Raw genomic sequence first — 21,365 nt, forward strand, 5'->3', positions numbered from 1 at the left:
AGTCAGCACGCTACGCAAAAACCGAAGCCCTGCTGAAAAAGGCAGGAGCCTTGAATCGGCGCTTCCTTAGTGGGTTTTTCGCCCAATGAATCGGCGTCAGGGACGCCACGAACAGATACGGTCTCTACAAAGGGGGAGGACGCGGTTCGGCGGGACCGTCTTACCCCTTACGCCAGGTGGTGCCCCCCGGGCCGTCCTCTAAAACCACCCCTTCGTCGGCGAGCAATTTGCGGATTTCGTCGGCGCGCCCCCAGTTGCGCTCTTGGCGGGCCTGGTTGCGCTCTTGAATAAGCCCCTCGATCCAAGTCGCCTCGTCGGCATCGGCGTCGCCACGCAGGTACGATTCCGGGTCGCTCTGAAGCAGACCCAGAATCGATCCCAGACGGCGCAGCGCCTCAACCTCGGCGGTGGGGCTTTGACCCGCATCGAGCTGTTTGTTGATCTCGTGGGCCAGCCCGTGCAACACCGCCATCGCCTCGGCGGTGTTCAGGTCGCCATCGAGCGCCGCCTTAAAACGGGCGGTCCAGGCGTCGTTGGTTCTATAGGGGTCGGGGTTGGCTGCCGCCGCCCCTACCACCCCGGTCCGGCGCAGGGTGGCATAGAGCCGCTCCATCCCTGCCGCTGCTTGTGCCATGTGCCCCTCGGAGTAATCGAGCGGCCCGTGGTAGTGGGCCGAGAGCAGCAGCAGCCGCAGCGCCTCGGCGGGGTAGTGGGCCAGCACCTCGCGGATGGTGAAGAAGTTGCCGAGCGACTTGCTCATCTTCTCTTCGTTGATACGCAAAAAGCCGACGTGCATCCAATGGTTGGCCAGGTGTTGGTGGCCGCTGGCGCCGCAGCTTTGGGCGATCTCGTTTTCGTGGTGGGGGAAGATCAGGTCCATCCCGCCGCCGTGTAAATCGAAGACCTCACCCAGGTAGCGCATCGACATGGCCGAGCACTCCAGATGCCAGCCAGGCCGTCCCGCCCCCCAAGGGGAGTCCCACTGTGGCTCCCCCGGTTTGGCCGATTTCCACAGAACGAAGTCGAGCGGATCCTCTTTATGGGGATTGACCTCAATCCGCTCCCCGGCTTGCAGATCGTCCAGCGATTTACCTGAGAGCGAGCCATAACCCTGAAACTTGCGCACCCGGAAGAAAACATCCCCCCCGCCGACGTAGGCCAGTCCTCGGGTTTCAAGCCGCTGCACCAAGGCGATCATCTCGTCGATGTGGCCGGTCGCGGTCGGTTCCACGTCGGGGGGCAGGCAGCCGATGGCGGCCATGTCCTGCTGAAAGTAGGCGGTGGTCTCCTCGGTCAGCGCCTGGCAGCCAATCCCCCGCTCGGCCGCCCGCTTGATGATCTTGTCGTCGATGTCGGTGATGTTGCGGACGTAGGTCACCCGTGTGCCCGAGGCGCGCAGGTGGCGAGTTAGGGTGTCGAACACCGCCATCACCCTGGCGTGGCCGACATGGGACAGGTCGTAGACCGTCACCCCGCAGACGTAGAGCTTGAGGTGATCGGGCTCCAGGGTTTGCAGGGGCTCAAGCGAGCGGGTCAGGGTGTTGAAAAGCAGCATAGGGACCGATTTCAGGCGAAAAGGCCGCGCACCGACATCCACAACCACAGGATGGTCAGCACGGCGAAGAAGATGGCGCCGAACCACTGCCAACCGCTGCGGGGTTCGGTGTTGTAGGACTGCCAACCAAAGTAGCCGCACATGACGGCAAGAAAGCCGTAGGTGATGAAGCCTTTGATGAGATCGATCACGGGGGCTCCTGGGATTAGGGATCGACAAGGGGCGAAGTGAAATGGGGCTGATCCTAAGTTTCGAGGGGGTCGGGGGATGTTGCAAGGGCAAGGGGCCGACCACGCGGTTAGATGAACCAGGCCATGGCGATGGTACAGGTGAGGAGGGTCAGCGGTGCCCCCACACGAAAAAAGGGCCAGAACCCCAGGATCACCCCCTGTTTGCGAGCCGCTTCGGCGACGATCAAAGCCGCCATTGAGCCGGTCAGGGCGAGGTTGCCCGCCAAGGTCGAGATCGCTGCCAGCACCCGCCAAGCGGCCTGGGGGTCGGCAAAGGGGGGGATCCACGGCGCAGCCAGCATGACGAAGGGTACGTTCGAAACCAGGTTCGAGCCGATCAGGGTTGTTAGACCCAGGACGATCAAGGGACGGGCCCCCTCTCCCCCCATCCAGGGGGCCATCGTCTGCCAAAGCGACTCGGGGGCGCCGCTGCGCACCACCCCCTCCATCACCACAAAAAGACCAGCAAACATTAGAAGCAGCGGCCAATCGATCCGGGCCAGCATGCGGTCGGGGGAGGCGCCGCCCAACAGCAGTAGCAGAGCGGCGGCGGTAAGGACCGCCAGGGTCATGTCGGCTCCAGCCAACAGCGCCCCAAGGAGCCCGAGGGCGATGAGCGGCACGAGCCGGTTGGGTCGCCCTGGCGCGTCGGGCTCAAGCTCGGGATTGCAGGCAGGGATGGGGTCGCTTCGGTGCAGGGGAAGCAGCCACAACACCAAGGCGGTCGCCCCCAGCAGCAGCCCCCCCAAGGGGGCCAGGGCGGCGGCGTAGCCGTTGAAAGTCATGGGGGCTTGCAGGGCGATGAAGGCCTGCTGCGGGTTGCCCAGAGGGAGCATCAAACTGCCGACATTGCTGCCCAGAATCAGGGCGATCAGGGGGCGAATCGGGGCGATCCCGGTCCGCAGACAGACCCGGGTCAGCAGGGGGGTCAGAGCCAAGCAAACGGTATCGTTCATCAGCAGCGCCGACAGCATCCCCGCTGCCAGCGCCACCGTGGGGGCCAGCGTGCGGGGGGCGTGGATCGCACACCGCGACAATCCCCCCTCCAGCCCCCGCAACCATCCCCCCTCCTCCAGGTAGCGGGCCACAATCATCAACCCCAACAGCAGCGCCAGGGTCGGTAGGTGGACGGCGGCGCTGGCCTGTTCCAGGGTCAGATCGGTCGCCAGCAACATCAGTACCGCTCCGGTTAGCGCTCCGGCGGGGCGGTTGATTTGCACCCCCGGCAGCCGCTGTACGGCGATCAGGATCATGGTGAGGGTCAGGACGAGCAGGGGGGCGGTCATGCGGGCCTCGGTCGTGGGGCAGGGGGGGGATCATGGCACGGTGACGGTTCGGCGGCGATGGTGCCGCCGGGCGCCGGATCTGGCAGTCTTGCGGCTCTTGGCAATGGGCGCGGATGGGAGGCAACGATGGCGGGAACCGACAACGGGGTTGTGACGTTGGAGGCGGGGCAGGTACTGGCGGCTCGGTGGTCCGACGGCGCCCCCATGACATGGGAGGAGGTACTGCAAGGGGAGGCGGGAATCATCCAAGCCGCCGTCCCCGCCGATGCTTTGCTCCGGGGATTGAAGGAGCGGTTCGATTTAGACGAGCTGCATGTCGCCGATCTGCTCAACCCCGATCACCCCCCCCAGTGGGAGCGGCACGGTACGGGACGGCACCTGATCCTACGTATCGCCTCGCAAGAGGGGGTGGCCGCCTACGTGCGCCCCTTTTCGCTGTTCTTTGACGACCAGATGGCGGCGCTGGTTTGGCCCGAGCCCTGCACCGAGCCCTACGACCTGAGAAAGCTGCATGAAGAAAACCCGATCGATGCGGTGGTGCGCATTCTTCATAGCCTGCTTGACCGCCACCTGCGCCGGGTAGTGGTGTTGATCGACGAAAGTGAAGATATCGAGGACGAGGCGCTGGGCAACGCCGAAAAGGCCGACCTGCCCGCCCTGCTCGAAAAACGGCGCGAGTTGACCCGTTTAGCCCGGGCGGCCCGTAACAACCTGTTGGTGTTGGAGCATCTACTGCGCGATGGGCGGTTCGCCGAGCATGTGCGTCTGAGCGATGCCCAGGAGCACATGAGGCGGGCCATGAATCTGGCCGAGGCACGGGCCGAACACCTGATTGGGGTGGTGATGGCGGTGCAGTCGATCTTGGGACAGCGGCTCAACGAGGTGATGAAATTCCTCGCCGCCGTCACGGTGATCCTTACCCCCCTGGCCGTGATTACCGGGGTGTTTGGGATGAACTTCGAGCACATGGGCATCTTGGAGACCGACTGGGGCTTCCCCGCCTCCTTGATCGGCATGGCGATACTGGCGGCGCTCTTGGGGGCCTATTTTCGCTGGCGGAGGTGGTTGTGATCGATGCTTCCTGGGGGCATTGGCTCGGTCTACTCAAGGCCCCCCTGTTTCACATCGGCGGCAGTCCGGTCGACAGCATCGGGCTGATCTCTTCCGGGGTGATGATGCTGGTCGGCATCGCCCTGGCCCGGCGTGCCCGACGGCTGTTTCTCGAATCGGTCGCCCCCCGGTTTCACCTGCACACCGCCACCGCCCACACCGTGGCGACGCTGCTCTTTTACGGGCTGCTGGTGGTTACGGCCCTGATCTTTTTGAGCATCCTGGGGATCACCCTGACCAATCTGGCGGTGGTGGCTGGGGCGATGTCGGTCGGGATCGGCTTCGGGCTGCAAAACATCGCCAACAACTTCGTCTCGGGGCTGATTTTGCTCTTCGACCGGGCGATCAAGGTGGGCGATTTCGTCGAGCTCGAAAGCGGTTTGAAGGGGCGGATCACTCAGATCAAGGTGCGCTCGACCGTCATCCTGACCAATGACGGGGTCGAGGTGATCGTCCCCAACAGCCATCTCATCAGCAATCAGGTGGTGAACTGGACCTTGTCGGATGAGATGCGCCGTTTGTTGGTCCCCTTTTCGGTCGCCTACGGCAGCGACATTCACCGTCTGCGTCGGATCATGCTGGAGCAGGTGCCGGTCCGGCTGCCCATCGTGGTTCAGGACGACCCCGAGCGGCCTCCCCGGCTGTGGTTTTCCGCCATGGGCGATTCATCCCTCGATTTCACCCTGGTGCTCTGGATCAAGGCCGAGGCGGCCACCCGAATGGGGGGCTCGTTGAGCGAGTGTCTCTTTGTTGTGCACGACCTCTTGATTGAACACGGCTTCGAGATCCCCTTTCCGCAGCAGGATCTGCACATCCGCACCCTCCCAGCCGGGGTGGTTCTGGCCCCCGAGGGGGTTGGCGGTGGGTGAAGCGCCACGACTGATTTTGGGTTGGCGCGAATGGGTCGCCTTCCCCGAGCTCGACATCGCCCGGATCAAGGCCAAGGTCGACACCGGCGCTCGCACCTCGGCGCTGCACACCCACCTGATCGAACCCTTCCGGCAGGGGGGGCAACGGTGGGTGCGGTTCGGTATCCACCCTTTGCAACGCAGCCACGCCGAAAGTCGGATCTGCGTCGCCGAGGTGGTCGATCAGCGGGTGGTCAGCGACTCGGGGGGGCACAAAGAAAAGCGGTGGGTGATCGAAACCCCGTTGCTGCTGGGGGGGGAGAGCTGGCCCATCGAGATCACCCTGACCAAACGCAACAACATGCTCTTTCGGCTGCTGCTGGGCCGCACCGCCATTCGGGGGCGGGCCATGGTGGATCCGGGGCGCTCCTACCTCACCGGACGCAAACCCAAACCCATTCCGGCCACTGTAAAGGCCTTATCAAACGGCCCTTCATAAGCGCAAAAGCCAAAGCGAGGGGGTCTCCCCCTCCCCCTCGTTGGGGATAGACCCTGTAGGAGCGCCGTCCCGGCGCAAGGGCTCAATGAAGAGACAGACCGCAATCCCCCCTTACCTGAGTCATACCACCGGAGTTCCCGATGAAATTCGCCATCCTCAGCCGCAACCCGAAGCTCTACTCGACCCGCCGTCTGGTCGAGGCGGGGCAGGTGCGTGGGCACGAGGTGAAGGTTGTCGATCCCCTGCGTTGCTACATGAACATCACCGCGCACCATCCCTCGATTCACTACCGGGGTGAAAGGCTCGAAGGGTTCGATGCGGTGATCCCCCGTATCGGCGCCTCGATCACCTTTTATGGCACCGCTGTGGTGCGCCAATTCGAGATGATGGGGGTTTTCTCGGCCAACGAGTCGGTGGCAATTGCCCGCGCCCGCGACAAACTGCGCTCGTTGCAGTTGCTCTCCCGGGCCGGGATCGGCCTGCCGGTCACCGGGTTTGCCCACTCCCCCGACGACATCGAAGATCTTATGGCCATGGTCGGCGGGGCGCCGGTGGTGATTAAGCTGCTGGAGGGGACCCAGGGGATCGGGGTCGTGCTGGCCGAATCGAAACAAGCGGGCGAAAGCGTCATTCAGGCCTTCATGGGGTTGAAGGCCAACATCTTGGTGCAGGAGTACATCAAAGAGGCGGGGGGGGCCGACATCCGCTGCTTCGTGATTGGCGAAAAGGTGGTGGCCACCATGATGCGTCAGGGCAAAGAGGGGGACTTTCGCTCCAATCTGCACCGGGGGGGCAAGGCGCAGCTGATTCGCATCACCCCCGAGGAGCGCTCGACTGCGGTACGGGCCGCCAAAACCATGGGTCTGAACGTCTGCGGGGTCGATCTGCTGCGCTCCAACCACGGTCCGGTGGTAATGGAGGTGAATTCCTCGCCGGGGTTGGAGGGAATAGAGGCGGCCACCGGCAAAGACATCGCCGGGCTCATCATCGAATTCCTCGAAAAAAATGCCCGCCCCAATCGCACCCGCACCCGGGGGCAGGGCTGACCATGGCCAAGGGCGATCTGGTCATCGGCGGGGTGGCGGTTCCGCGTGGCGGGCGGGCCACCATCGATTTGGTCTTACCGGCCCTCTATACCCACGCCGCTCTGAACATGCCGGTCCAGGTGGTGCGGGGCAAACGACCTGGATCGACCCTCTTCGTGACCGGGGTGCTGCACGGTGAGGAGATCAACGGGGTTGAGGTCATTCGCCGCCTACTGCGCCACTCGGCCCTGAAACGGCTGCGCGGCAGTCTGATTGCGGTGCCGGTGGTCAACGTCTACGGCTTCATCCAGCACTCCCGTTACCTGCCCGACCGGCGCGACCTCAACCGCTCCTTCCCCGGCTCCGAGTCGGGCTCAATGGCGTCTCGGGTGGCGGCGATCTTAATGCAAGAGGTGGTCGCCAACGCCACCCACGGCATCGACATCCACACCGGCGCTGGCCCCCGGATCAACCTGCCCCAGGTCCGCGCCTGCCTCGAAGACCCCGAAACCGAACGGCTGGCCCGCATCTTCGGGGCGCCGGTCATCATCGATTCGGATGTGCGCGACGGCTCCCTGCGCAGCGCAGTGCGCGATCAGGGGCTGCCGATGCTGCTCTACGAAGGGGGGGAGGCGCTGCGCTTTGATGAGACCTCGATCCGCATTGGGGTACGGGGGATTCTCAACGTTATGCGCGCCTTGGGGATGTTGCCCGACGAGGTGCGCCGCGATCCGAAGCACACCCCCCACGTGGCGACCGCCTCGACCTGGGTGCGCGCACCGATGAGCGGGGTGATGCGGGCGCCACTCCCCCTGGGGGTTCGGGTGCATAAGGGACAGGTGCTGGCCATGGTGAGCGACCCCTTCGGCGAACGGGAGCAGCCGGTCGTTGCCAGCGTCGACGGCATCGTCATCGGACGGGTGCAAGTTCCCCTGGTTTACGAGGGGGAGGCGCTTTTTCATGTCGCCCGTTTCGACCGCCCAACTCAGGCCGCCGCCGTGGTGGAGGCGGTACAGGCCGAGGCGATGAATGAGGTTTCAGGGGGGTTCGAACCCCCGAGCGACACGGCATAAGCCCCATGTGCCGTTTTTGATGCGATTTTAGAGGTAGGTTATGGATTCGTTGTTCGGTATTCACCCCATCACCGCCGCCCTGGAAGAGGGGCAGCTTGATCGACTCTGGGTGCGCGAGGGCAAACGCCATCCCCGTTTACAGGAGCTGGTGGCCGCCGCCCGCAAACAGGGGGTGGGGGTCAAAGAGGTGCCGCTCAAAGAGCTCGACCGCCTCGCCGAGGGGGGGGTGCACCAGGGGATCGTCGCCACCTTGCGTCAGGCGCCGCCCCCGCTTGAGCTCGAAGACTGGCTCGAAACCCTGCCGGTCGACCCATTGGTGGTGCTGCTCGACGGGGTGACCGATCCCCATAATCTGGGAGCGATCATCCGCAGTGTGGCGGCGGCGGGGGGGCATGGGGTGATCGTCCCCAAGGATCGCCGCGCCCCGCTGTCGGCCATCGCGGTGAAGGCCAGCGCCGGGACCGCCATGCGGATGCCGCTGGTTCAGGTGACCAATCTGGCCCGGACGGTGGAGCAGTTGCAGCAAGAGGGATTCATGGTCTGGGCCGCCGCTGGGGATGGGGCCGCCCCCTGGGACCGGGTCGATCTAAAGGGCAAAACCGCGCTGGTGTTGGGGGCCGAGGGGGAGGGGGTGCGCCCTTTGGTGCGTAAGCGCTGCGATGGGGCGGTTGCGATCCCCATGGCGGGGGCCGAGTCGCTCAATGTTTCGGTGGCGGCGGGGGTGTTGCTCTTTGAGGCGGTGCGGCAGAGAAGGTAACGGGTTTGGGGGAAGAGACGGCAAAGGGGCCGGTCCCGGGAGGGACCGGCCCCTTTGCGTTGGGGCCGTTTAGGGGAATGGGGCCGTCATGATGATCGACTCGCCGTTGCAGTCGAGCCCGGCGATCAACATGCCCGAGGCGTCTTCGGATAGCCCCGTCAGGGCGCATGTGGAGGGTACTTCGAGCGGCAAGTTCATCGGGGCGACGCTCCAATGAGCGCCGTCGTTCGATAGGGCAAGGGTCGAAAAGGTGTAGAAATATCCCTGGCTTATAGAACCAACCCCAGCGAAACGACGCCCGGTCGACATGACATAGCCCATGGTGGCCGTGGTCGCCTGGGTCCAGGTTTGGCCGTCCGTGGTGGACCAAATCCCGGTTGTGGCTGAACTCCCCAATGTCGTTCCGGAGAGGGTGGCGGTTGAACCAATTCCAAGACTTTGGACGACGGGATCCAGACTCCAATTGACCCCGTTGGGTGAGGTCAAGAGAGAGCGGGCACGCCATTGTGTCCCCTCCCAGATGGGGTCGTTGTATCCCATAAAGGATTGGACTGTTCCCGACGGTGTGGCCTGCCAGCTCAGACCATCGCTGGAGGTGAGGACTTGAGTGGTGTGGCTAAAAATGTCCATCTGCAGAGCCAACCACTCTACGCCGTTCCATCCAATGGCCATCAACCGGGTCAAGGGTAAGGACGGGGTGCCCAACTGCCATACCGAGCCATCGATGCTTTGCAGCAGCGAGGTTCCGTTGGCGCTGTCGGCACTGGCCACCCAATACGAGCCGTTGTAGTTCAGGCCGCCATTGGGGGTGAATCCGAGGGGGAATGTTCCGGGTTGCCATTGCATCCCGTCGCTGGAGGCCAGTAGCCCACTGGTGTCGACGGCCATCCAACCTTGACCACCCTGTTTGAGGGTTTTGATGCCGCCCCCGATGGCGGTCCATGCCAGCCCATCGGCGGAGGTGTACCCCGAACCGTTGATGGCTGCGACCCAGAGTCCTCCGCCAAAGGCTAGATCGCTGGGGGTTCCCCTTTTGGGGGTCGCTCCTTGAGCCGTCCAAACGGCGCCGTTGTTGGAGGTGAGCCATACATTGCTGGCGCTGTCCCAGCCGCTGGCGATCCACAGGCCGTTGCCATAGGTAATTTGGCTGTTCATCCCAACCAAGCCTGCGGGGAGGGTGGCGAGGGTCCAGGAGAGGCCGTCGGGCGACGTGAAGATCCCGGCTTGTCCCAGCGCATCGATGCCCTGCGCAACCCAGAGTCCGCCGCCATTGGTCAGGCTATTGAACGACAGGACTTGGGCAACGGCATGAGGGGTCCAGGCGACGCCGTCGGAGGAGGTCCAGCTCACTGCTGCTCCTAAAGCCGAACCGACGGCCAGCCATGTCGCGCCATCGAAGACGGCGGTACTGACCGACGCCGGGTTGTTGTTTGCATCCACTGGTGCAGAGGAGATCCAGTTCAGGCCGTCGCTTGAATTCAGAAATTTGGACGCGCCGTTTATAAAGGCCGTCATAACCCACCGGGTCGTACCGTAATCGAGCGATTGGATTGTGGGGGAGGAGAACAAGGATAAAGAGGACACGCCGTCGATATTGATAAACGTTGGATTACTCCAGTTTTGCCCATTTTGGGAGAGTGTGGAGGAGATCGCTCCGTTGTTCACAATGCCCAGCCACTGATTGGCTCCCCAAGAGACGAGTTGAGTGGTATTGCAGTTCGTAGTCAGAAGAGAGCTGTTCCAACGGTGGCCGTCTTGGCTGGTTGCTGCGGTGTGTTGGCCGGTCTGATTGCCACATCCCATATACAACCACTGACTACCGTTGTGGCGTAGTGTCGCGTAGTTCATCGACGGCATTCCGGCTCGATACCGCACCGTCCATTGCGGCGCGGTACCGGTATTGACCAGGGTCGATGGGGTAAGCAAGGCGATGCCCGTTCCCCATCCGGTTGCCCCCTTGGGGCCGTAGAAGGTTGCGTTGGCGGTATCGAGATACAGGTCGCCGAGAGCGCCCAGCGACGGGCTAGGCGCACCGACCCCGTTTAGAATGGTGTTGCCGTTGACACCGGTCGGCCCCTGCAGGGAGACCCCGCCTCCCCACCCGGCGGCGGTTTTGGGTCCGTACAGCAGGGCGGTGGCGGTATCGAGGTAGAAGTCGCCCTCAACGCCCAAAGTGTTGGAGGGTGCGCCGGTGCCGCTGAGGATGGTGTTGCCGTTGACGCCGGCGGGGCCTTGAGGTCCGGTCGGGCCCTGGGTCATGGTGTTGGCAGAGGGGGTCGTGGTGCTGGCCTGATTGCCGCCGATGCAGCTGCTCAGGAGCAACGCGACGCAAGCCAGCAGCGCTGCGTGACGAGAAAGGTTCATGTCCACTCCGTGTGTCCTTGAAAATGGGGTACGGCGGGGTTGTGTCGGGTCGGTGGGGAAGGGATGAAAAAAAAGCCCCCCTCGAAAGGGGGGCCTGTTGCATGGCTGGACTTATTTATCGGGAATCAACTTCACCCGCATGCTGACATCGGCACCGCAAACCCGGATCCACTGCCGCCAGGTTTGGTACCCTTCGGCGCTGACCTCCACGTCGTAACGACCGCACGACAAAGCGATGCCGGGGACGTAGCGGGGGACGATGTTCATCACCCGGATTTTGGCCTCGACGGGCTCGGGATAGAGGGTCAGGCGACCTTTGGCCATGGCGGCGTTGTCGGCGACCAAGGGGTCGTCAATCGCGCTGCCGACCGACTCGTCCCCTTTGGGCATCAAGGCGGGGGGGGGCGGCGGGAGGTTCGGACGGGAACGGTCCTCTTTCACCCGGAAGGCGACCCGGATGGTCACCCCGTCGCCGTCGTTCATCAGCGACAACATCCGCAGACTGGTGACGTTGAGGTCGGGCAGTTGGGTCGGACGGCCATCATCTTTGCCGCTCTGGGCGTACATGCGCAGCGCCTCTTGTTGCACCCATTTGCTGCCGTCGAGCACCGAGCGCAGCGCCGCCTGATAGGGGCTGGTTAAGCCATCGAGCTCGCCGTGAAAGGCCCGCACCACAACCCCCTCCCAGCTGGGGTCGATCTTGGTCATCCGGGCCTCCTCCTTCTCGTACTGCTCCTGAATCCCCCGGAATTCCAGCGCGGCGGCCTGCCGTGCCTGCTCGAAGGTGGCCAGCTTCTCTTTCTGGGTTTTGAGCAGCCCGGTCAACAGCTCTTTCTCGTTCTCAGCGGCCCGGATGGAGCGCTTGAGGTCTTCGATGAAGTGGTTGTGGGAATCCAGGGTGTCGCCCAGCGCCTTGGGTTGTAGGGCGTTGAACGACTCGGTGGCGTCGATGGCGGCGCGAGAGGCCGATAGATCGAGAACCCCCGATTGATAACCGGCATCGCTCAGCAGGGCGTCGAGATCACCCATCGAGCGGATCAGCTGCACCTTAACCCGGTCGGAGGGGCGTCCCTTCCTGGTGTTGCCGTCGTCGGCCCGGAAGGGGAAGTAGGCAAATCGCTTCAAACGCAGGAAGGTGGTCCCTTTGGTCCCGGCGTCGATTTGAATGCGTAGCGGCTGCTCTCCGGTCCAAAGCATCGCGCCATCGCCCAGGTTGCCGAGATAATCGGCCCCCATCTGTTGGTTGACCCGGTCGCGGGCGTTGCCGCCCAGGCTGGTCTTGGCTTGCATCAGGGGAATTTCGGCGGCGTCGTCGGCGAAGGTGTTCAACGAGCGATCGGTGTCGAACAGGCCACGGGTGTAGACCGAGGCGACCAAGATGTCGCCCCAATGGAACTCTTTGAGGTAGGCCTGGAGTTCAGCCTGACGGGCGGCGATGTCTTTGTGGAATTGCTCGATCCGCTTGCCGACCTGGTCAATGGCGGTCGAGGTGGCATCGACCCGGCGGGCCAGGTTGTCGCGGTTGTCGATGGCGGTTTGCAGTCGCTGGGCCAGAGTGTCGTAGCGGGACTGCACCGCCTGGAAGGCCTCGTACTGGCTCATGCGCTGCCGGTATTCGGCGTTGAGCTGATCGGCCTCTTTGCCCAGGGCCTTGAGCGCCTCCTGATCGTCGCCTGGTGAAGAGAAGGTCTGCACCTTTTGCAACGACAAGCGCAGCGATTGTTCCAGTCCTGCGCGGGTATCCTGCTTCACGGGGATCCAATCCGACCCCTCAGCCTGTCCAACGCCAAAGGCGATGGGGAGGAACAGAGAAAGGGCGGCGGCAAGCGAACGTCGAAGTTCGGCCATGGACGGCTCCAAGCAGGAAAAATCGGGAAATTACCACAGGGCTTCAAGGCCGATTATCCCAATTTTTTCTTATCCCGAAAGAGCATTACCGCCATTCATCCAAACTGATCCCTGCAATACCGATATTTGGGGGGCGATGAGGGGGCGATAGCCCCCAACAATCCCGGTTCAGGTGTTGTGGGGATACGCCGATGAGCTCGACCCGAACGCCTCCCGTGAGCGTCCCCCCCTAGTTGAAGGGGGGACAGGTGGGATTTACAGGCGCTTCAATGACGGAGTTTTGCCTTGAATCAGCACGCCTGGCAAAAACCAAAAGTAGGCGCCCTGAAGCGGCGATGGTTTTTGCTTCGCTTGCAAAATCAGCAGAGCTTCGGGACGGGGTCGCCTCCTACTGACGTTCCTGATTTTGGCGGCCCATCCGTGGGCTGCTCGGAAGCGCTGAATCAATCAGCGCTCCCTTAGTGGGTGTGGAGCGGGTCGAAGTTTGGGGGGGCCGCCATCGCCTTGGCGAAGGCGAGGGCTAGAATATCGAGATCGGGCTGCTCTTCGATGGAGGACCAAGGCTCCCCTTTGCGGTAGAGCAGCAGGGCCGGTAGGTGGAAAACCTCCCATTCGGCGGTGAGCTGGCTGGCGTTGCCCCCCTCGACGGTGGCCAACAGCATGTCGTTGGGCATCCGCGCCCCCAAGCGGGGCCAGAGCGCCTCATAGGCTTTGCAACTGCCGCAGCCGGGGCTGGTGACCAACACCGCAGCCCAGGTGGCCTTTTGAATCAGCGGTTGCAGCTGGTATTCGTCTTTGGCGCAGGTGACGCCAGTGGGGATTTGGGCGCTGAGCGCCACCACCGCTCCGACAAAGAGCCCACTGTCGCCCCCCTCCAGCACGGTGAGCTGCGCGCTGTCGCCTCGCACCGCGTCGAGCCGAGCCCGGCGGGGGGGCAGCCCCGGCAGCATCAGGGTGAGCGCTCCGGTGTTGGCGGGGAGCTCGCCGCGCAGGGTCAACCGCACCTTGGGTCCCTCGTTCGATCCGGCGGTGGCGTCGATTTCGGCCATGACGGCGTCGGTGGGCAGGTTGGTGGCACCCCGCACCGAGACCGTCATGTGGGAGCGGGGGAAGGTGCGGCACAGCAGGGTGATGTTGTCGGCTTTCTCTTCAGCGCTCAGGGCCCAGGGGAGCAGCCCCACCGTCTCGTAACGCCCCGCCAACACCTTGGTTTTGCACTGGCCGCACGATCCCGAGGCGCAATCGGCGGGAATCTCGATCCCCCCTTTTTGGGCGGCGTCGAGCAGGGTTTGGTCGCTGCCGCAGTTGAACGACCTGCCGGAGGGAGACAGGGTGATGCCGTAGGTGACCGGGATGTCGCCCCTGATGACCTGTATCCCCGCCTCTAGGGGGTCTTCCGGGCGATGGAACAGCTCCTTGACCCCGCTGAGCGATGTCCCCTCCAGCTTGGCCGATGAAAAATCGGTGCGGCTCAGGTCGGCCCGGTCGAGTTTGGCGTGAGAAAAATCGGTCCCGAGCAGGGTCGCCCCCGATAGGGAGGCAAAGGTAAGGTCGGCCCCCCTGAACACCGCGTTGGTCAAGTTGGCATCGCGCAGGTCGGCGCACGACAAATCGGCATCGGGGGCGCGGGCACCACGTAGATCGGCGTTGCGTAGGTTGGCATCTTCAAAATTGGCATCCTCAAGATTGGCCCAGACCAGCTTGGTGTGGCTCAGATTGGCGCCGCGCAGGTCACAGCCGCTCAGAATTGCGCCCTGTAAATCGAGGTTCGAAAGATCCAAACCGCTCAGATCGCGGTCGCTTAAATTCAGAGGAGCCTCCCCTTCGCGGGGTTGGTTCAGTAAGGTCTCCAGCTCTTGGCGGGTCAGGCTCATGTTGATGTCCTTGGCGATGTCGCGACTGGTGCTGGGCACAAGTTCAACGCGCAGCCCCTAGAATAGTAGAGTGAAATCATTGGGTATTGATCGGGGTGGACGGTCAAGCGATGAATCGGTTCCAGCAAAAAATTGAGCTGCGCGATGGCGAGGCCCTGTTTCAGGTGGGTGGCTCGGTGCGTGATCGTTTGCTGGGGCGAACGCCAGCCGATGTGGATGGGGTGCTACTCACCCCCGACCCCGAGGGGGCGGGGGGGCGTCTGACCCAGGCGGGACTCGCGCCGGTGGTGGGACGCAACGGCGGTCGGGCTTGGCGGGGAAGGGGGATCGATCTGACCGTCTGGCCCCGAGAACCGGGGCAACCGGTCGAGGAGGCGCTGCGGCATGAGGCGTTGCAGCGCGATTTCACCCTCAACGCCCTCTACAGCCGCTGGGGTATTGAGGAGGTGATCGACCCGCTTGGGGGTCAAGCCGATCTGCGCCGGGGGATCGTGCGGGCTACGGGGGCGGGGGCGTTGGTCCGCGATCCGGTCCGGGTGCTGCGTCTGGCCCGCTTGGCCTCAGGGTTGGATTTTCAGGTCGATCCGGCCACCTTGGCCTGGGCGCGGGCGGTCGATCCGGGTTTGGCGGCAGGGGAGCGCGTCGGGCGCGAGGTGCTTGCTTGGCTGACCCAGTCGGCGGCGCCGGGTAAGGGGTTGGATCTTTGGGCGGACAGCGGCGCCATCCGTGCGATTCCCGAGGTGGCGGCGCTGCAAGGGGTGGCGCAGCGGGCCGATTATCACCCCGAGGGGGATGTCTGGATCCACACCGGTCAGGTGCTGGACCGGGCGGCTCAGCTTGGCCAAGGGCTTGAGAGGGGAGCCCTTGGAGTGCTGATGCTCTCAGCCCTATTTCACGATGTGGGCAAGGCGATCACCACCCGCTGGGAGTTGGGGCGCTGGCGGGCGCACGGTCACGAGGCGGTTTCCCGGGATTTAACTCAAAGTCGACTGAAGGGGTGGGGATTGGGCAACCGGGTGGTGGGGTGGACGGTCCGTTTGGTCGCCGACCATGGCCGCCCGATGGCGTTGGCCCGCGATGGGGCCAGTTTGACCGGGTGGTGGCGGCTGCTCGATGGCCACCCTTGCCCCGAACTGCTCTTTCTGCTGGCCCAGGCCGACAGCCAGGGTCGGGTTGCTGCGGGGGAGGGGGAGCCATCTCCGCCCCTTTTCACGGCGGGGATGCCCTTTCGCGCCGCCCTCGACCGTTGGGGGCAGATCCCGATGTTGTCGGGAGGGCATTTGCTGGCCGCAGGTGTCCGACCGGGACCGGCGGTGGGACGGGGGCTGACCCTGCTGCGCCGCGCCGCGTTTCTAGGGCGTTGGCGCGAGGGCGAACCCATTGCCCCTTTGCTGCGTCAGGCAGGTTTGCTGGCGGGGCGCGCCAAAGGATGACCTCCACCCGTTGTTACCCGATGTTACGAGACGGTCGTCGACCGCTTGTAGCGCAGATCGAAGATCTCCCTCCCCGCCCGTTTGCCCTTGCGCTCGAACCGGGTTTCGATTCGGTCGTCGTAGTGATTGCCCCAGAATTGTCCGCGTCCAGCCTGGTTTTCGAGCAGCGCCACCTCGTCGAGTACCTCAAGCATGTGCTGGGCGTATTCCTCCCAGTCGGTGGCCAAAATCAGCAAGCCCCCAGGCGCCAGCGCCGAGCCGATCGCCTGCATGAAGGGTGTTTGCACGATCCGCCGCTTGTGATGGCGCGCCTTGGGCCAGGGGTCGGCAAAGAGGATCGAAACCCGGTGCAGCTGCCCCTTGGGCAGGAGGGGCAAAAGATCTTGGGCCGCCCCCTGATAGAGCTTCAGCCGCCCCTCAACCCCCGCCGCGACCGCTTGATCGATCATCTGCGCAAGGCCCCGCTGGTAGATTTCGACCCCGATGTGCAGGTGATCGGGAAAACGCAGCAGATTGGCCAGTAGGTTTTCCCCCCCGCCGAAACCGATCTCCAGCACGATGGGCCGTTTGTCCTCAAGGCCTGTTTCGGGGACCAGGTAGTCGGGCAGGGTCTGTGCGATCAACCCCTTTTTGCGGGCCGAAAGATGCCCCCCTTTGCGACCGTAGGTTTTGGTGGTGGCGGGGGGCGCGGCGGTGTCGATGTCGGTCATGGGGATCAAGGCTATGGGGTGGAGGGGGCGACCGTGCCGCCGACGGTGATGGCGACAATTTGATCGGGATGGAAATGCTTGCGCGCCACTGCCCGAACCTGATCTAGGGTCAGGGCGCGGATTTGCTCCAAAAAGCGCCAGGGACCGTCGGCACCCAGTCCCTGGAATTGGTCGACGGCAATCCGGTCGGCCACTTTTGATAGGGTGTCCATTTGTACCGGGAAGGAGCCGGTCAGGTAGCGGATGGCGGCGTCGAACTCCTCTTGGCTGGGGCCGTCGGCCGCCATGCGCACGATCTCGCGGCGGAGCAGGGCAGTCGCTTCGTCGCGGGTGGCGTTTTTGGTTTGCGCACCGGCGATGAAGGCGCCTCCGGCGTTGCCGCCGGTGAGGTAGCTGTAGGCCGAGTAGGCCAGCCCCCGTTTTTCGCGGATTTCATGCAGGATGCGGCTGGTGAAGCCCCCCCCCCCCAGGATGTAGTTGGCCACATAAAGGGCGGGGTAGTCGGGGTCGCCCCGGTCGATGGTCAAAAAGCCCATGAGGATGGTCGATTGCGACAAATCCCGGGTCGCCGTCTGCGCCTGGGGTTTGCTCCAGTTGGGCAGGCGGGGGATTGGGGCGACGAGCGGCCCTTTCCAGCCGTCCAGGGGGGCGAGCCATTGATCCAGGGTGGGGCGGTCGACATCGCCCGCCACCACCAGCACCGCCCCCTGGGGGGTGTAGAAGCGGTTGTGGAAGGCGACGATCTCGTCGCGGCTGCGGGCGGCGATTCCCTCCACGGTGCCATCGGGGTCATGGGCGTAGGGGTGACCGGCAAAAAGCTGCGCCCTAAAAAGCATCGCCGCCTCGGTGTCGGGATCTTCAAGCGATTTGCGCCGCGCCGCCCCCAGGTCTCCCTTGATGCGGTCGACATCGGCGGGGTCGAAGTTGGGGGTGCCCACCGTTTCGGCCAGTAGCGCCATGGCTTGGCCCCCCTCGCGGGACAGGGCGGTGACCGACACGGTGGTGGTGTCGCGCCCGACCCCGCCGTTGGCCCGAATCCCCAGCGATTCAAAGGCCTGCATCAGCTCAAGCCCCGGATGATCGTGGCTCCCCTCCCAAAGCAGCGCCTCGGTTAATGCCGCCAGCCCCGCTTGCCCCTCGGGCTCCCGCGAGGCGCCAGCCGGTAGGAGCAGCCGCACCGCGACCATCGGGTTGGCATGGTTTTCCATCAAAACCACGGTCATGCCGTTGTCCAGCCCCCACGCCACAGGGCGGTTGCTCGGCGCGGTGGGAAGCGACGGAGTGACGGCGTCGGCAGGGGTGGTTTCGTCGGCTTGGGCCAGGGGGACCAGGGGCAGCAGCGTAGCCAGAAGCAGTCCGACAAGCGGGAAGCGGCGGATCATGGTTGGGCCTCCCCGGCGGTGGGCATTTCGGGAATCAGGGTGGCGGTGATCGCCTTCTGAGGGTCTAAGTAGCGGCGGACCACCCGCTGCACGTCCTGCTTGGTGACGGCGCGGATGCCGGAGAGCATACGGTCAAGCTCCGACAGGGGCTGGCCGATACTGACGACCTGACCGATTTTCATGGCTTGGTAGAAGACTGAATCGCGAGAAAACACCTCGTCGGCCTCCACCGCGATGCGGGCCTTGGCCAGCTCCTCCTCGTTCGGCCCCTCCCGACCGAGCTTGGCGATTTCAGCTTGGGCCTGCGCCAAAAAGGTGGTGGGATCGACCTCGGGGCGTAGCCCTCCCGACAGGGTGACGAGGTCACGCCCCCGGGTTAGGGGGGAGATGCCGATGCCAACGCCGAAGGCCAGCTCCTGCTCACGAGAAAGTTTTTTAACCAAGCGGGCGGTTTCCCCCCCGGCCAGGATGTGGCAGGCGACCATCATGGCGTCGATGTCGCCCCGCGCACTCGGCTCCGGCCCCAGCCAACCCCGGTAGACGGTTCCCAGTTGAGCGGGGCGGTGCAGGGTGATATCGCGCGGTCCCATGGGGTCGGGTTCGCTGCGCAGGGGGCGCTGCGCCAAGGGGGGGACGTCGCGGCGGTGGGCGACCGCGCCGAAGGTTTTGCGGGCCAGCGCAATGGTTTGGGCCGGATCGACATCGCCAACCACCACAACCGTGGCGTTGGCCGGGTCGTAAAAGCGTTGATACCAGTCGACCAACTGTTCGTGGCTCCAGCCGGTGATGTCGCCGGGCCAACCGATCACCGGGTGGTGGTAGGGGTAGACCTGATAGGCGGCGGCCTGGAGTTGTTCGTAGAGCAGGCTGTCGGGGTTGTCGTCGGTGCGCATGTGCCGCTCTTCGGCGACCACCATCCGCTCTTTGGCAAACTCCTCGGCATCGAGCAACAGGTTGGCCATGCGGTCGGCTTCGAGCGCCATGACCACCGGCAAACGATCGGAGGCAACCTTGGCAAAGTAGGCGGTGGCATCGGCGGTAGTGAAGGCGTTTTCGCTCCCCCCCTCGCCGGCGATGATCCGAGAGTACTGCCCCGCACCGTGCTTCTGGGTCCCCTTGAACATCATGTGTTCGAGCATGTGGCTGATCCCGGTCCAGCCGGTCGGTTCGTCGACCGCGCCGACCCGGTACCACACCTGCACCACCGCCACCGGCGCCTTATGGTCCTCTTGAATCAATAAATCCAAGCCGTTGGCAAAGTGCTCGTGGACGATGTTGCCCCCGGTCAGATCGCTGGCCTGAATCTCGGGCATCGCCGGTTCGGCCCAGGCAGCGGCAGACAGCAGGCAGCCCGCCAGCAGGGCCAACGGGGCAAAGGAGGACGGCGGCGGAGTTGGAGTCATACGCACGTGGTACTCCTGTGGGTAGGGTGGAAGAGGTCCACGAACGGCGGTCAGGGGGGCGGAGGGTTCCCTGCCGGGGCGGGAAGCCAGCTTTCAAGCCGGAGCAACGCCTGGGCGGCGTTCGAGCGTACCGGCAGCAGCCCGAGGAGGACTCCGAGTGAATCGGCCCCCCAGTCGGCCCATTCAAAGCTGCGATAGTCGGTCAGACCTTGCAGACACTCGATCCCCAAGCCCATCGCGATGAAGCCCAGGGCGTAGCGGCGAAGCAGCGTGGGATCGAGCAGGATTAGGGCGAACCAGCCCATCAACAGGGCATAGGCCGACAGGTGCTCCAGCTTGTCGGACCAATGGAAGTTCAGGGAGGGGGATGCCAACGGAATCAGGCAAAACACAACGATGGTCAGTGCGTAGCTCCAACCCAGAATCAACCAAAGCGGCAGCCAGCGCAGAGGTCGCATGGGTGGGTCAGTTCCCGGAGGCGACGGTCGGGGAGGGGTGTTTTAAGTCATGCCTGGCCAGCAGGCGCAACATCGGCTCGATGTCGATCGAGGAGACCTTGGTGTTGATCCATGGAGCGCCGACTGCATGGCGGCCTTGGGTGAAAGCGACGACGCGGATTACGCTGCCGTTGGGGGATGCCTCCAGGAAGAGTGCGTAACGCGCACGGCGTTGTGCCGTGCTCCCCGCAGTGACGCCGAAGGCTCCTTGGGGATTCTTGATCGCGAGCCAGTCGGTACCGATGGCTGCAGCCTTCGCGTCGAGAACCAAAACCTGCATGTCGAATGCGGCATCGACCAACACCGGCCAGACCTGGTCGAACGGGCGGGGATCGGGAATCAGGACCGTCCAACGGCGACCGGAGGCGCTGGCGCCCTCAACGTCGGCGCGTTCCATCGCGCCGTCGTTTTCGGGAGTTGCCGCCCCGGAGGGGGACGGTTCGTAGAGGTTGTCGTCCAGAGAGGGGGGGGCAGACAGATTTTTTGGGGTGGGGACCGTCTCACCCGAGCCCTCGTCGATGCCCCAGAACAATTTTGGGCTTCCCGGACCGCACCCCCCCAGCATCAGGAGGATCAAGGATAAAGGAAGCCAGACCATACGGTTCGATCGAAACATCGCTTAGAACTCCACCGCGAGTTTAACGGTGGTCAGGCTTTTGGAGCCGACCTTGGCCACCTCGCCGGTCAGGGTCAGCAGGGGAATGGCGGTGATTTTGACACCAATCGTGGTGGTGGTGACGGTTTTGCTGTACTCGCTCAAGGCAACCAGACCTGAGGTCAAGGCGCCGCTCGGGGTCGAGGTCGCCTTCATCTGGCCGACCTCGGCATAGGGTTTCACGAAGGGGAGATCGAGCCCCACCATCAACGCCACCCCTTGATCGGTCAGGGTGTAATCGGTAATACCGGTCAGTTTGCTCTGATAGGCGCGGATGTTGGCCTCAAGCATGGGTACCGGGATGAACTGACCAATCGAGAAACGGCCCTCGAAGCCAGTGACCTTCACGTTCGAGTTGGGGATCTGAACGATCATGATTCCGGCGTCGATGCCGAAGGGGATCCCAGCCGAGGCACGCAGCTTGGGGGCCGGGACGTAGGCCGGGACGGTGAGTCCGGGGCTGGCGGCGGTCAATGCGGCCCAATGCGAGGCGTTGTTGTCGACCTTGAGCATGCTGAGCTCGGCCCCGACCGAGAAGCCTACTGGGATGATCCCGTCGGAGTGGGGTTCTGCCGAGTTGGAGGGGTTCATCCAAATTGCGGCGGCCAGATCGTCGGAGAGCCCTTCGAAGTTGGCCTGGGCGGTCGCTTGGGCGGCGGCCAATAGATCTTGGGGGTTGATGTTGAAATTACCGGCGTGGGCGGGGGCCGAGAAGGCAAGTCCGGCCATAGAGGCCAGTGCGGCGGTGCGAACGATCTTCATGTTTCTCCTCCTGGGCCTTAGGGAGCCCACTTAAATGGGATTACCTGGGGTCGG

19 protein-coding genes are annotated in these 21,365 nt (G+C 64.1%); 7 read left to right on the forward strand and 12 right to left on the reverse strand.

From position 1 onward, the window contains the following. Positions 1–160 precede the first annotated feature (160 nt). From AUJ55_01650 to AUJ55_01660, 3 genes are all read right to left on the reverse strand, one after another. The gene (locus tag AUJ55_01650) at positions 161–1,555 is read right to left on the reverse strand and encodes a cysteine--tRNA ligase (protein OIO60977.1); all 1,395 of its coding nucleotides are present in this window, start codon (positions 1,553–1,555) and stop codon (positions 161–163) included. Positions 1,556–1,566: 11 nt separating this feature from the next. Further along, complete coding sequence (locus tag AUJ55_01655) at positions 1,567–1,746, reverse strand: hypothetical protein (protein ID OIO60978.1); 180 nt, start codon at positions 1,744–1,746, stop codon at positions 1,567–1,569. A 107-nt stretch (positions 1,747–1,853) separates the two neighbouring features. Beyond that, on the reverse strand, positions 1,854–3,071 hold the full coding sequence (locus tag AUJ55_01660) for a hypothetical protein (protein ID OIO60979.1): 1,218 nt from the start codon (positions 3,069–3,071) through the stop codon (positions 1,854–1,856). Positions 3,072–3,197: 126 nt separating this feature from the next. On the opposite strand from AUJ55_01660, the gene AUJ55_01665 reads away from it, so the two are divergent. From AUJ55_01665 to AUJ55_01690, 6 genes are all read left to right on the forward strand, one after another. Then, a complete protein-coding gene (locus tag AUJ55_01665) occupies positions 3,198–4,142 on the forward strand; it encodes a hypothetical protein (GenBank protein OIO60980.1) in 945 nt (314 codons plus the stop codon). Next, positions 4,133–5,050, forward strand: a complete 918-nt coding sequence (locus AUJ55_01670; GenBank protein OIO60981.1) for a hypothetical protein — start codon at positions 4,133–4,135, stop codon at positions 5,048–5,050. Before AUJ55_01665 ends, AUJ55_01670 begins: the two co-directional genes overlap by 10 nt. After that, entirely contained in the window at positions 5,037–5,528 is a 492-nt protein-coding gene (locus AUJ55_01675) for a ribosomal protein S6 modification protein (protein OIO60982.1), read from the forward strand. The genes AUJ55_01670 and AUJ55_01675 overlap by 14 nt, the downstream gene beginning before the upstream one ends. Positions 5,529–5,668: 140 nt before the next feature. Beyond that, positions 5,669–6,574: a ribosomal protein S6 modification protein gene (locus AUJ55_01680; protein ID OIO60983.1), complete on the forward strand. Its 906-nt coding sequence runs from the start codon at positions 5,669–5,671 to the stop codon at positions 6,572–6,574. A 2-nt stretch (positions 6,575–6,576) separates the two neighbouring features. Next, positions 6,577–7,626: a succinylglutamate desuccinylase gene (locus tag AUJ55_01685; protein OIO60984.1), complete on the forward strand. Its 1,050-nt coding sequence runs from the start codon at positions 6,577–6,579 to the stop codon at positions 7,624–7,626. Between the two features lie 40 nt (positions 7,627–7,666). Then, positions 7,667–8,383 (forward strand): 23S rRNA (guanosine(2251)-2'-O)-methyltransferase RlmB, encoded by a 717-nt coding sequence (locus AUJ55_01690; protein OIO60985.1) that lies wholly within the window; start codon positions 7,667–7,669, stop codon positions 8,381–8,383. 69 nt (positions 8,384–8,452) lie between these two features. Here AUJ55_01690 and AUJ55_01695 read toward each other — a convergent pair whose 3' ends face one another. The 3 genes from AUJ55_01695 to AUJ55_01705 all read right to left on the reverse strand — a co-directional run bounded on the left by AUJ55_01695 (position 8,453) and on the right by AUJ55_01705 (position 14,508). Next, positions 8,453–10,747, reverse strand: coding sequence for a hypothetical protein (locus tag AUJ55_01695; GenBank protein ID OIO60986.1), 2,295 nt, complete (start codon positions 10,745–10,747; stop codon positions 8,453–8,455). A 111-nt stretch (positions 10,748–10,858) separates the two neighbouring features. Continuing rightward, positions 10,859–12,595 carry a hypothetical protein gene (locus AUJ55_01700; protein OIO60987.1) on the reverse strand — a complete coding sequence of 579 codons (1,737 nt, stop codon included), beginning with the start codon at positions 12,593–12,595 and terminating at the stop codon, positions 10,859–10,861. A 458-nt stretch (positions 12,596–13,053) separates the two neighbouring features. After that, on the reverse strand, positions 13,054–14,508 hold the full coding sequence (locus AUJ55_01705; protein OIO60988.1) for a hypothetical protein: 1,455 nt from the start codon (positions 14,506–14,508) through the stop codon (positions 13,054–13,056). Between the two features lie 47 nt (positions 14,509–14,555). Between AUJ55_01705 and AUJ55_01710 the strand changes: the two genes are divergently transcribed. Next, entirely contained in the window at positions 14,556–15,902 is a 1,347-nt protein-coding gene (locus tag AUJ55_01710; protein ID OIO60989.1) for a hypothetical protein, read from the forward strand. Positions 15,903–15,925: 23 nt separating this feature from the next. Here AUJ55_01710 and AUJ55_01715 read toward each other — a convergent pair whose 3' ends face one another. The 6 genes from AUJ55_01715 to AUJ55_01740 are packed head-to-tail and all read right to left on the reverse strand — an operon-like array spanning position 15,926 to position 21,311. Then, positions 15,926–16,612 carry a tRNA (guanosine(46)-N7)-methyltransferase TrmB gene (locus tag AUJ55_01715; protein OIO60990.1) on the reverse strand — a complete coding sequence of 229 codons (687 nt, stop codon included), beginning with the start codon at positions 16,610–16,612 and terminating at the stop codon, positions 15,926–15,928. Between the two features lie 11 nt (positions 16,613–16,623). Beyond that, positions 16,624–17,994, reverse strand: a complete 1,371-nt coding sequence (locus tag AUJ55_01720; GenBank protein OIO60991.1) for a hypothetical protein — start codon at positions 17,992–17,994, stop codon at positions 16,624–16,626. After that, positions 17,991–19,397: a hypothetical protein gene (locus AUJ55_01725; protein ID OIO60992.1), complete on the reverse strand. Its 1,407-nt coding sequence runs from the start codon at positions 19,395–19,397 to the stop codon at positions 17,991–17,993. Before AUJ55_01725 ends, AUJ55_01720 begins: the two co-directional genes overlap by 4 nt. 50 nt (positions 19,398–19,447) lie before the next feature. Further along, positions 19,448–19,855, reverse strand: a complete 408-nt coding sequence (locus AUJ55_01730; GenBank protein ID OIO60993.1) for a hypothetical protein — start codon at positions 19,853–19,855, stop codon at positions 19,448–19,450. Positions 19,856–19,862: 7 nt separating this feature from the next. Beyond that, complete coding sequence (locus AUJ55_01735; protein OIO60994.1) at positions 19,863–20,510, reverse strand: hypothetical protein; 648 nt, start codon at positions 20,508–20,510, stop codon at positions 19,863–19,865. 3 nt (positions 20,511–20,513) lie between these two features. Continuing rightward, a complete protein-coding gene (locus AUJ55_01740) occupies positions 20,514–21,311 on the reverse strand; it encodes a hypothetical protein (protein OIO60995.1) in 798 nt (265 codons plus the stop codon). Between the last annotated feature and the right edge of the window lie 54 nt (positions 21,312–21,365).

Source organism: Proteobacteria bacterium CG1_02_64_396 (genome assembly GCA_001872725.1).
Classification (GTDB): Bacteria; Pseudomonadota; MNWR01; order CG1-02-64-396; family CG1-02-64-396; genus CG1-02-64-396.